At 66.6% G+C, this 10,828-nt stretch carries 12 protein-coding genes; all 12 read right to left on the bottom strand.

Features of this window, described 5'->3' with window-relative positions; all coding sequences use genetic code 11:
* A partial coding sequence (gene rseP / locus OZ10_RS16870; RefSeq protein WP_039566057.1) for an RIP metalloprotease RseP occupies nucleotides 1-803 on the bottom strand: 803 nt, incomplete at its 3' end.
* Nucleotides 804-829: 26 nt separating this feature from the next.
* The gene (locus OZ10_RS16865) at nucleotides 830-2,020 is read right to left on the bottom strand and encodes a 1-deoxy-D-xylulose-5-phosphate reductoisomerase (protein WP_039412011.1); all 1,191 of its coding nucleotides are present in this window, start codon (nucleotides 2,018-2,020) and stop codon (nucleotides 830-832) included.
* Between the two features lie 2 nt (nucleotides 2,021-2,022).
* Nucleotides 2,023-2,850, bottom strand: coding sequence for a phosphatidate cytidylyltransferase (locus OZ10_RS16860; RefSeq protein ID WP_039412015.1), 828 nt, complete (start codon nucleotides 2,848-2,850; stop codon nucleotides 2,023-2,025).
* Complete coding sequence (uppS, locus tag OZ10_RS16855; RefSeq protein WP_039412018.1) at nucleotides 2,847-3,608, bottom strand: polyprenyl diphosphate synthase; 762 nt, start codon at nucleotides 3,606-3,608, stop codon at nucleotides 2,847-2,849. The genes OZ10_RS16860 and uppS overlap by 4 nt, the downstream gene beginning before the upstream one ends.
* Nucleotides 3,609-3,625: 17 nt before the next feature.
* Complete coding sequence (gene frr, locus OZ10_RS16850; RefSeq protein WP_039412023.1) at nucleotides 3,626-4,183, bottom strand: ribosome recycling factor; 558 nt, start codon at nucleotides 4,181-4,183, stop codon at nucleotides 3,626-3,628.
* 197 nt (nucleotides 4,184-4,380) lie between these two features.
* Complete coding sequence (pyrH, locus tag OZ10_RS16845) at nucleotides 4,381-5,103, bottom strand: UMP kinase (protein WP_039412029.1); 723 nt, start codon at nucleotides 5,101-5,103, stop codon at nucleotides 4,381-4,383.
* 106 nt (nucleotides 5,104-5,209) lie between these two features.
* Nucleotides 5,210-6,733, bottom strand: a complete 1,524-nt coding sequence (locus OZ10_RS16840) for a sensor domain-containing diguanylate cyclase (protein ID WP_039412032.1) — start codon at nucleotides 6,731-6,733, stop codon at nucleotides 5,210-5,212.
* A 276-nt stretch (nucleotides 6,734-7,009) separates the two neighbouring features.
* Complete coding sequence (tsf, locus tag OZ10_RS16835) at nucleotides 7,010-7,888, bottom strand: translation elongation factor Ts (RefSeq protein ID WP_039412035.1); 879 nt, start codon at nucleotides 7,886-7,888, stop codon at nucleotides 7,010-7,012.
* 168 nt (nucleotides 7,889-8,056) lie between these two features.
* Entirely contained in the window at nucleotides 8,057-8,860 is an 804-nt protein-coding gene (gene rpsB, locus OZ10_RS16830) for a 30S ribosomal protein S2 (protein ID WP_039412038.1), read from the bottom strand.
* 447 nt (nucleotides 8,861-9,307) lie between these two features.
* Complete coding sequence (locus OZ10_RS16825) at nucleotides 9,308-10,015, bottom strand: fimbrial biogenesis chaperone (protein WP_039412041.1); 708 nt, start codon at nucleotides 10,013-10,015, stop codon at nucleotides 9,308-9,310.
* 2 nt (nucleotides 10,016-10,017) lie between these two features.
* Complete coding sequence (locus tag OZ10_RS16820; RefSeq protein WP_068873844.1) at nucleotides 10,018-10,344, bottom strand: hypothetical protein; 327 nt, start codon at nucleotides 10,342-10,344, stop codon at nucleotides 10,018-10,020.
* A 48-nt stretch (nucleotides 10,345-10,392) separates the two neighbouring features.
* Nucleotides 10,393-10,828 (bottom strand): Csu type fimbrial protein (locus tag OZ10_RS16815; protein ID WP_039566049.1); only part of this gene is annotated, 436 nt, incomplete at its 5' end.

Below are 10,828 nucleotides of genomic sequence, written 5' to 3'. Positions count from 1 at the left end.
CCGTGCTCGCCCAGCGCCTGCACCTGCGGAATGATGTCCTCGCCCGAGCGGATCGGCTGGCCGTCGATGGCCACGATGCGGTCGCCCGGCTTGAGCAGGCCGTCGGCGACCGAGCCGGGCACCACCTCGGCGATCACCGGCGGCTGCAGCATGAACTGCCAGCCGATCCCGGCCAGCGAGGCCACGCGGCGCTCGTCGAAGCCGACCGGCAGCTGCGACAGGCGCAAGGTGTGCTCGCTGTTGCCGGCGCCCTCGGTGGCGGTGAGTACCTGGATGTCGCGCCGGTCCATCGCCGCGGTGGTGAGCTGCATGCTGGCATCGCTCCAGCTGCTCACGCTGCGGCCATCGATGCGCACGATACGCTCGCCCGGAGTCAGCCCGGCCGCGGCGGCCAGGCCGTCGACGCGGCCGACAGTGGCCGAATAATCCTGCTTGCCGACCACGAACATCGCCCACAGCATCGCCATGCACAGCAGCAGGTTGGCGATCGGGCCGGCGGCCACGATGGCGATGCGCTGCCACACGGTCTTGCGATTGAATGCCTGATCCTGCTCGGCCGGGTGCACGTCGCCTTCGCGCTCGTCCAGCATCTTGACGTAGCCGCCCAGCGGAATGGCCGCCACCACGAACTCGGTACCGTGCCGGTCGCGACGCATCCACAGCGGCTTGCCGAAGCCCACGGAGAACCGCAGCACCTTGACGCCACACCGGCGTGCGACCCAGAAGTGGCCGAATTCGTGGAAGGTCACCAGCACACCCAGGCTGACGATCATCCACCAGACCGAACCGATGAAATCACCCATGGATGCAACTCGGTTGCGTGGTTCGGTCAGGCATGAAAGGCGTGGTGGGCGAGTGCGCGTTCGGTGATCTGCCGTGCTTGCGCGTCGGCAGAAAGGAGGGTGTCGAGGGTGTCGGCATTGTGCCGCGGAAGCGTTGTCAGCGTTTGTTCGACCAACGCTGGGATCGCTAGGAAACCTATCCGGCCCTGAAGAAACGCTGAAACAGCCACTTCGTTGGCCGCGTTCAGGATGGCCGGGGCGGTTCCGCCAGCACGCAAGGCCTCCCAGGCCAGCCGCAGGCAGGGGAAGGCCGCGGTGTCGGGCGCTTCGAAATCCAGCCGGCCCTGCTGCAGCAGGTCCAGTCCCGCCACCCCGGAGTCGACCCGTTCCGGCCAGGCCAGACCAACGGCCAGAGTGGTGCGCATGTCCGGCAGGCCAAGCTGGGCCAGGGTGGAGCCGTCGACGAACTCGACCAGCGAATGCACCAGGCTCTGCGGGTGCACCAGCACATCGATCTGCCCGCCGGGCAGTCCGAACAGGTGGTGCGCCTCGATGACTTCCAGGCCCTTGTTCATCAGCGTGGCCGAATCCACCGAGATCTTCGGCCCCATCGACCATTTCGGGTGGGCCACGGCCTGCGCAGGCGTCACGGCCGATAGCGCAGTGCGGTCCCAGCCCCGGAACGGGCCGCCAGAGGCGGTGAGGATCACCCGGCGTACGCCGCGGCTGGCATCGCACGAGCGCAGGCACTGGAAGATGGCGCTGTGCTCGCTGTCGATCGGGATGATTTCAGCGCCGGCGGCAGCAGCGGTGCGGGTCAGTAGTTCGCCGGCCAGCACCAGCGATTCCTTGTTGGCCAGCAGCAGGCGCTTGCCGGCGCGCGCGGCTGCCAGGGTCGAGGGCAGGCCGGCGGCGCCGACGATGGCCGCCACCACGGTATCGCAGGCATCGCTGCCGGCCAGTGCGTCCAGCGCCGCGGTGCCGGCATGCGCCTGGGTGGCCAGCCCGGCGGCGCGCAGGCCGTCGCGCAGTACCGGGTACAGCGCCTGGTCGGCAATCACCGCATGCGCGGGCCGGTGCGTGGCGCACAGCGCCAGCAGGGCATCGACCTGGCTGCCGGCCGACAGCACGCTGGCGCGCAGCCGGTCCGGATGGCGGGCGATGACGTCCAGGGCCGACGTGCCGATCGAGCCGGTCGCGCCGAAGACGGCGACCTGGCGGGGAGAAGAGCCAGCCATGCTTAGAATCCGAGAATTTCCTTGCCGAGTGCGAACACCGGCAGGGCGGCGAGCACGCCATCGATACGATCCAGCACGCCGCCGTGGCCCGGGATCACCGTGCCCGAGTCCTTGGCGCCGGCATGGCGCTTGAGCAGGCTCTCGAACAGGTCGCCCAGCACCGAGGCCAGCACCGCGACGGCCGCAACCAGCACCAGCTGCGGCACATGCGCCAGGGTCAATCCGGCCAGCCAGCCGAACGCGCAGGCCACCGCGATACCGGCGGCCATGCCGCCGAGCAGTCCTTCGATGGTCTTGTTGGGGCTGATGCGCGGCGCCAGCTTGTGCTTGCCGAACGCACGCCCGGCGAAATACGCGCCCGAGTCGGCCGCCCAGACCATGGTCAGCGCGGTCAGCAGCCACAGGTTGCCCTTGTCCGGGTTGGCATGCAGCAGCACCAGCGCGGCCCAGGCCGGCAGCACCGCCAGGGTGCCGGCGGCCAGCTTGAGCGCGCGTGCCTGGCCGTTGCCGTGATCGGCACCGAAGGTGAAGAAGCGCAGCCACAGCAGCGCCAGCACCCACCACACCACGCCCACCAGGGCGGCGATCTGGAACAGCACCATGGAGCCGGCCGAAGCCCACACCATCAGCACCATCAGCAGCAGGTTGAGCACCAGCAGCACGGTACGCGGCAGGCTGTCGTCGATGCCGGACAGCTTGAGCCATTCCCACAGCCCAGTCAGGAACAGCACCGCCGCCAGCGCCGCCAGCCATTGCGTGGGCAGCAGCACGATCGCGCAGATGGCGAGCGGCGCCATGATCAACGCGGCAATCACGCGGGTCTTGGTCATGCGGAGGAAGTCTCCGTCGCCTTCTCGGCGATCTGGGCGCTGGTCAGGCCGAAGCGACGTTCGCGCCCGGCGTAATCATCCAGCGCCTGCTGCAGGACGCCGGCATCGAACTCCGGCCACAGGGTTTCGGTGAACCACAGCTCGGTGTAGGCCAGCTGCCACAGCAGGAAATTGCTGATGCGGGTGTCACCGCCGGTACGGATGAACAGATCCGGCGCCGGCAGATCGGCCAGGGCCACCCGGCTGGCGAGCAGGGCTTCGTCGATCTGCTGCGGTTGCAGGCGACCGGCGGCCACCTCTTCGGCCAATACGCGGGCAGCCGCAGCGATGTCCTGGCGGCCGCCGTAGCTGGCCGCGATGCTCAGCACCAGCCGCGCGTTGCCGGCGGTGCTGCGTTCGGCTGCCGCCATGCGGTCGCGCAACGGGGCGGCGAAGCGGCTCCGCTCGCCGATGAAACGCACCTGCACGCCGCGTCGCTGCAGTTCGTCGACCTCGCGGTCCAGCGCGTGCAGGAACAGCTTCATCAGCGCATCCACTTCTTCCTGCGGGCGGCCCCAGTTTTCACTGGAGAACGCGAACAGGGTCAGCGCGCTGACGCCTTTTTCCAGGCAGAAATCGATGGTGCGGTTGACCGCCCGCGCACCGGCGCGATGGCCGATCATGCGCGGACGTCGCCGACGCTGCGCCCAACGCCCGTTGCCATCCATGATGATGGCAATGTGGCGCGGTATCGCGTCGGAGGGAGGGGCTGGATGCATGGCAGGCGATGCCACGATCAGACCGTCATCAATTCCTGTTCCTTGCCCTTGACGACCTCATCCACGTCCTTGATGGCCTTGTCGGTCAGTTTCTGGATGTCGTCTTCGGCGCTGCGGGCTTCGTCTTCGGTGACGGCCTTGTCCTTGAGCAGATCCTTGACCTGCTGGTTGGCATCGCGACGGATATTGCGGATCGCCACCTTGCTGTCTTCGCCTTCGCCATGCACCGACTTGCTGAGCTCCTTGCGGCGCTCCTCGGTCAGCGGCGGCAGGTTCAGGCGGATCACGGTGCCCACCACGGTCGGGGTCAGGCCCAGATCCGAGGCATAGATGGCTTTTTCCACGTCCTTGATCATGCCCTTGTCGAACAGGCTGATGACCAGCGAGCGGCCTTCGGAGACGCTGATGCTGGCGACCTGATTCAGGGGCGTGTCGGTGCCGTAAGCCTTGACCTTGATACCGTCCAGCAGCGCCGGCGAGGCACGGCCGGTGCGGATGGTGGTGAGGGAATGGCGCAGAGCATCGATGCTCTTGGTCATGCGCGTCTGCGCGTCTTGTTTGATCTGGGTGAGCATCGCCGGAATCCGTGTGGAGCTGAATCCGGGGATTATAGCCGGGACTGGGGTTTCACGACTCGCAGGCCGTCAGGACCCGCGCAGCCGGTTCACTTGCCGCCCCCTTTTCACGCAGGGCACCGGGTTGGAGGCCGGCTGCACGACGCGACGCGCCGTGCCTTTGCGACTCTCCAATCCCGACTCCCGAATCCCGAACCTCAGCTCCGGCCCTGCACCAGCGTGCCGATCTGCTCGCCGCGCAGGATGCGCAGCAGCACGCCGGGCTCGCTCATGCCGAAGATGCGCAGCGGCAGGTCGCTGTCGCGTGCCAGTGCGAAGGCCGCGGTGTCCATCACTTCCAGGCCCTGCAGGATGACTTCGTCGTAGGTCAGGCTGTCGTAGCGCACCGCATCGGTGTGCTTCTTCGGGTCCTTGTCGTACACGCCGTCGACCTTGGTTGCCTTGAGCAGCAGGTCGGCGCCGATCTCGATCGCGCGCAGCGCCGCGCCGGAGTCGGTGGTGAAGAACGGGTTGCCGGTGCCGGCAGCGAAGATCGCGATGCGTCCCTTTTCCAGGTGACGCATGGCGCGGCGGCGGATGAAGTCTTCGCAGACATCGTTGATCTTGATCGCGCTCATCACGCGCACCTTGGCGCCGAGCTTCTCCAGCGCATCCTGCATCGCCAGCGCATTGATCACCGTGGCCAGCATGCCCATGTGATCGCCGGTGACGCGGTCCATGCCGCTGGCGGCCAGGCCGGCGCCGCGGAAGATGTTGCCGCCGCCGATGACCAGCGCGACCTGCGCACCGGCCTGCTGGGCTTCGATCACTTCATGGGCCAGGCGATTGATGACCTTGGGGTCGATGCCGTAGTCCCCGTCTCCCATCAGCGCCTCCCCGGAAAGTTTGAGAAGGATGCGGCGATAGGAAAGTTCGGACATGGGGGAGGCCTCGGGGGTAGGGGACGGCAAACGCCGGCAATTCTAGCGGAAGCCTGTCCCCGGGCGTGGTAAAAATTCCTTTGTCGGCGGCGACGTGGCGCGTTGCTCAGTGTGCGCGCGGGTTGGGCGGCGTCGGTACATCGGTCGCATCGTAGGCGGTGACACGGTTGCGGCCGCGATGCTTGGAGCGATACAGCGTGCTGTCGGCGGCCTGCAGCAGGTGCTCGATGCTTTCGAACTGGCGCTCGATACCGCCGTGCGTGGCCAGGCCTGCAGAGAAGGTGATATGCAACGGGCCGCCCTGCAATTGCGCCATCGGCGTGCGCGCAGTCTCGGCAAGAATGCGCTCGATCACCATCAGCGCCGCGTCGGCCGGTGTGTTGGGCAGGATCACCAGGAATTCTTCGCCACCGTAGCGCGCCACCAGATCGCTGGTGCGCACCATGCGTTGCAGTGTCTGCGCAAAATTGCGCAACACTTCATCGCCAACCAGATGGCCATGCGCATCGTTGACGCGCTTGAAGTCGTCCAGGTCGATGAAGGCGATCGACAGCGGCCAGCTCTGCCGCGAGGCCAGTTCGAACTCATGCGTCAGCGCGGTGCCGAGCTGATGGCGGTTGAACACGCCGGTCAATGCGTCGCGGCTGGCCTGTTCGGCCAGATGGCGCATGCGGTTTTCCGATTCGTCGGCATGCCGGCGCGCTTCGGCCACGTCCTGCAATTCGCGCAGGCTACGCAGCATCGCCAGTTCGCGCGCCTGCTCGAAGATCATCTGGATGTGCTCGGGTTGCGGCACGCGGATGTCGAACAGCGCTTCCAGCTCGGGCAGCGATTCGGCGATGCGTTCGATCACTTTCTCGAAGCGCTCGGCATCCAGTTCCAGGATGTCCTGGGCCTGGCGCTGCGCGCGTTCGGTGGCGGTGACGGCGCTTGCCGAGAGCCAGATGTCGGCCAGCCGCCCGGACAGCGCGACGCAGGCCATGAACGGCTCCAGGCTCGCCGGTTCGTCCTCGCTCTGCGCGATCGCATTCTGCAGGTACGGCGGCAATTGCCACTGATGCGCAAGCCAGGCGCCCACCTCGGCATGGGTGGCACCCAGGTGTTCGCGTTCGGCATCCAGTAGCGATGCATTGTCCGGCGCCTGGTCCAGCAGTGGCCCGTACAGCTCGGGCGCACCTTGCAGCAGCGCCAGCTTGCCGATGTCCTGCAGCAGGCCGGCCAGCATCAATTCTTCGGGTTTGCGGATGCCATAGGCCTGGCCCAGGATGCGGCTGGCCAGCGCGCACAATCCGGCGCGACGCCAGATGTGCTCATGCAGGGGATGGGCGGTGAAGGTGTTGCGCACGCCGTGCACCATCGAAAAGCCCAACGCCAGACTCAAGGTGGCATTGAGTCCGAGCATGGTCAGCGCCTGGCCCAGGTTGTCGACGCGGCGGCGGCTGGCGTAGAGCGGCGAGTTGGCCACGCGCAGCATGCGTGCACTCAAGGCCATGTCCATGCCGATGACGTTCGCCGTGGTGGTCATGTCCACGTCCGGGTCCTGCGCCAGTTCGATCACGCGCAGCGCGACGCCAGGCGGCGACGGCAGGTTGCGGCAGTAGTGCAGGGCGGCCTGAAGATCTGGTTGCATGAGTCATCGCCGACGGTGATCGCAAGCATACAGCTGCGTTCGTTGAGTAGGGCACGCCATGCCCCGCCATCACCGCGCTGCATGCGCGATGGGTGTCGAGAGCCTGGTCGGTATCTGGATTTAGCGGCACCCGTCAACCGATCTGTAGCGTCGAGCACGGTTCGCCACGTGCCGGATGTGTTCGCTTCAGGTTCGGGCGCTGGGCCCGCCGTGCGGCAAGGACGGGCACAAAAAAAGCCGCGGCATGCCGCGGCTCCTTCTGCAATGTGGCGAAGATCAGGCCAGGCCGGCCTGCTTCATCACTTCGGCGGCGTAGTCTTCCACCACCTTCTCGATGCCCTCGCCAACGGCCAGGCGCTGGAAGCCGATCACGTCCGCACCGGCGGCCTTGACGGCCTGCTCGACGGTCTGATCGGTGTTCAGCACGTACGGCTGGCCGTACAGCGTGACTTCGTTGACGATCTTGCTGATCTTGCCGCTGATGATCTTTTCCAGGATCTCGGCCGGCTTGGACTTGTCCTTTTCGGACATCTTAGCCAGTTCGATTTCCTTTTCCTTGGCAATGAATTCGGCCGGAACGTCGGACGCCTTGACGTGCGGCGGGTTCATCGCAGCGATGTGCATGGCGATGCCGCGTGCCAGCTCGATGTCGCCACCCTTCAACTCGACCAGCACGCCGATTCGGCCGCCGTGCACGTAGGCCGCGACGTTGTTGGCGCTGTCGATGCGGACCAGGCGACGCACCTGCAGGTTCTCGCCGACCTTGGCGATGACTGCGGCGCGACGCTCTTCGATGGTCTCGCCGCTGTCGAGCTTGACGCTCTTGAGCGCTTCGGCATCGGCAGCGTCCGAGTTCAGTGCGGCATTGGCCACGACCTCGGTGAAGGCCAGGAAGTTCTCGTCCTTGGCGACGAAGTCGGTCTCGGAGTTGACTTCGACCAGCACGGCCTTGCCGCCGGCCTGTGCGGTGGCGATGCGGCCTTCGGCGGCAACGCGGTCGGCCTTCTTGTCGGCCTTGGCCAGACCCGACTTGCGCAGCCATTCGGCAGCGGCGTCGATGTCGCCAGCGTTTTCGACGAGTGCCTTCTTGCACTCCATCATGCCGGCGCCGGTGCGCTCGCGCAGTTCCTTGACCAGGGAAGCAGTGATTTCCACGGGATTACCTCATTGGACGAATGCGTGCGGCGGAAAGGATTCCGCCAGTAGGAGACGGTGCAGCGTGCTGGCCGCCCCCGTTGTGTCTTCAGTGGCCCGTACGACGGGTCGCGATGGACCCGCCGGGGCTGCGGCCGCACAGCATGGTGCGGCCGCATTGCACGCCGGTTACTCGGCAGCGGCGGCGTCAGCCTTCTTGTCGCCCTTCTTGGCCGGAGCGCGACGGCCCTTGCCTTCGTCGCCGGCATCAGCCGAGAACTCTTCTTCGCGCACCGAAGCGGAGTTCGGCGCAGCAGCCTTGCCTTCCAGCACGGCATCGGCGGCGGCGCGTGCATACAGCTGCACGGCGCGGATGGCGTCGTCGTTACCCGGGATGGCGTAGTCGACCAGGGCCGGATCGTAGTTGGTGTCGACCACGGCGATCACCGGGATGCCGAGCTTCTTGGCTTCCTTGATGGCGATGTCTTCATGGCCGATGTCGATCACGAAGATCGCGTCGGGCAGGCGGTTCATTTCCTTGATGCCGCCCAGCGAGGCGTCCAGCTTCTCGCGCTCGCGACGCAGGCCCAGCACTTCGTGCTTGACCAGCTTGTCGAACGTGCCGTCGGTCTCGGCCGCTTCCAGTTCCTTCAGGCGGGCAACCGACTGCTTGACGGTGCGGAAGTTGGTCAGCGTGCCGCCCAGCCAGCGCTGGGTCATGAACGGCATGTTGCAACGCTCGGCTTCTTCCTTGATGGACTCGCGCGCGCTGCGCTTGGTGCCCAGGAACAGCACGGTGCCGCGCTTCTGCGCGATCGAGGAGAGGAAGTTCATCGCATCATTGAAGAGCGGAACGGTCTTCTCGAGGTTGATGATGTGGATCTTGCCGCGCGCGCCGAAGATGTACGGCGCCATCTTGGGGTTCCAGTAGCGGGTCTGGTGGCCGAAATGGACGCCGGCTTCCAGCATCTGGCGCATGGTGACTTGGGGCATTGAAGTAACTCCGTGAGAGCGGAATCGCCGTGCGCGGCCTTGACTTTTGGAGTCCGCACATGGGTGTGCGGGCTGTTGCGAGGGACTCGCATCAAACGCACAAGATTCCGGGGTTGGGCTTCCCTGTTGCCTCCGCGACGAACCCCTTGTGAGGGCACCCCGGCGCGGATGGCGGCAGCAGGTGTGGATTCGTCGGTGACGTCCGACGTGAACGACGCAATGCGTGAGAGACGCAAAACAGCCGGCGGAGTATAGCTGGCTGGGCGGCGTGGTGCAATTGGTATGGTTCTGAGGCAGCTGACAGCGATCGCTGGGGGATTCGGGATTCGGGATTGGAGATTGGTTTAGAGCGGATCGCGAATGACCGGTCGTGTCGCACAGTCCGAAGGACGGCGAGGCCAGCAACGCTTCTGCAAATCCCCAATCCCGAATTTTTAATCCCGGCCCTCAGGGCTCCAGCGTCAGCGTGCTCTCGATATCGCCATTGACGCGTGCCACGAAGCGGCCGCTACCGGGGAGCAGGTTGGCCGGCAGTGCCCATTGCCGGGTCTGGCCTGGAAGCACATAGCCGGCCAGGTCGTCACGAATGCTGCGGCGGGTTCCGCCGGCATCGATGAAGGCCAGGTCGGCCAGGCGTGCGTGACTGAGCCCGGCATTGTGCACGCGCAGCGTCCGCTCGACGCCCTGGCCGGTCAGCGAGACCTGCAGGCGCGGATGCCCGTTTCCCGATTCGCTGGGCAGCGCGAACACCGGGGTGGAGTACCGCAGCAGCTCGGTCTCCTGGCCGGTGGCGTGCTGGGTTACCACCAGCCGGTAGCTGTCTTCGGTGGTCGCGGGGCTGGGGCCGAGGCGGATCACCCGCAACAACTGCCGGCCTTGCGGCGGGATATCGAACTGGCTGGGGCTGACGGTGGCGCCCAGGGCCGGTTCCAGCACCTCGCGATCGCCTTGCTGGCGCCAGCGGTAGAGCCTGGCATCGGCACGCCACGGGTGGGCGTCCTGGTTATAAAGCCAGACGGCGGTCTGATCGGTGTCGGCCGGGATGTGCGCGGTAGTCGGTGCGATGGCGATTTCGGCACCGGCGGCGCTGCCGCTGGTTGCCAGGATGGTTAGGCCCAGCACCAGCCAGGCCCGACGGAAGCAGGACGTGGCCATGGTCAAAACGCAATGGTGGTGATGCGCGCGGCGCCGCTGGGCGCAGGTCCGGCGAGGGCGCTGGCGTCCTGGCCGGTGCTGGCAAGCGGCGGCGTCCCGGCGCTCGGCGCTGGTTGGGCGATCGCGACCGGCGTGCCGCGCGAGCAGCTGGCGCGTGGCGGTGTGGTGCGCAGCTCGCAACCGCTGAGCAGGCGCAGGCCGATGTGCAGGGTGGAGTTTTCAGGGCCGCGGTTGCTGGCCGCGGTCGCGATGGAGGCGCTGCAAGCGAGGGCAAGCAAAAGCGCGCACTTCGGCAAGGTGACCGGCATCATGAAGGCAATCGTTTGCAGCGGAGACTTAACAGATAGCGACGTGCCCCAAACGAACTTTATTAACTGTCAGTAAGTGATCGAGACCGTCACCGTGTCGTTGTAGGCGCCCGCGATAGGCAGCTGCGGAGCCGGGGCGCGTCCGTAGACGGTGACGGTTTGCGCCACCCCGCTGCCGGTGCCGGCCAGGGTGTCGACCCCGATGGTGGTGCCCCAGCGGCTGCTGCGGCCGGGGGCCTTGTAGAGCTCGTAGGTGATGTAGTTGGCGCTGCTGGCGTGGCGCATGCGGCGGGTGCTGCCACTGGCGTTGACGCCGACATCCAGGCCGATGTTCCAGGCGGTGCGGTTGGTGCAGGCCAGGCTGATGGTGGAGCTGCGGTCGATGGCGGTGGCGATGCTGCCGGCGATGCTGCCGAAATCCAGGTCGGTGGTGACATAGGTATTGCAGCGCGCCGGGACGCTGGCCGACGCGGTGAAGGGGAATGCATTGCTGGCGGTCTTGGCG

It is taken from the genome of Xanthomonas cannabis pv. cannabis (assembly GCF_000802365.1).
Taxonomy (GTDB): Bacteria; Pseudomonadota; Gammaproteobacteria; order Xanthomonadales; family Xanthomonadaceae; genus Xanthomonas; species Xanthomonas cannabis.
Note: the sequence above shows the minus strand (reverse complement) of the source record. Positions and strands in the feature narration are given on the sequence as shown.

Coding starts and splice junctions, on each gene's coding strand:
- OZ10_RS16865 (WP_039412011.1), bottom strand. CDS start 2,020: ATGGCTGGCTCTTCTCCCCGCCAGGTCGCCGTCTTCGGCGCGACCGGC.
- OZ10_RS16860 (WP_039412015.1), bottom strand. CDS start 2,850: ATGACCAAGACCCGCGTGATTGCCGCGTTGATCATGGCGCCGCTCGCC.
- uppS (WP_039412018.1), bottom strand. CDS start 3,608: ATGCATCCAGCCCCTCCCTCCGACGCGATACCGCGCCACATTGCCATC.
- frr (WP_039412023.1), bottom strand. CDS start 4,183: ATGCTCACCCAGATCAAACAAGACGCGCAGACGCGCATGACCAAGAGC.
- pyrH (WP_039412029.1), bottom strand. CDS start 5,103: ATGTCCGAACTTTCCTATCGCCGCATCCTTCTCAAACTTTCCGGGGAG.
- OZ10_RS16840 (WP_039412032.1), bottom strand. CDS start 6,733: ATGCAACCAGATCTTCAGGCCGCCCTGCACTACTGCCGCAACCTGCCG.
- rpsB (WP_039412038.1), bottom strand. CDS start 8,860: ATGCCCCAAGTCACCATGCGCCAGATGCTGGAAGCCGGCGTCCATTTC.
- OZ10_RS16825 (WP_039412041.1), bottom strand. CDS start 10,015: ATGGCCACGTCCTGCTTCCGTCGGGCCTGGCTGGTGCTGGGCCTAACC.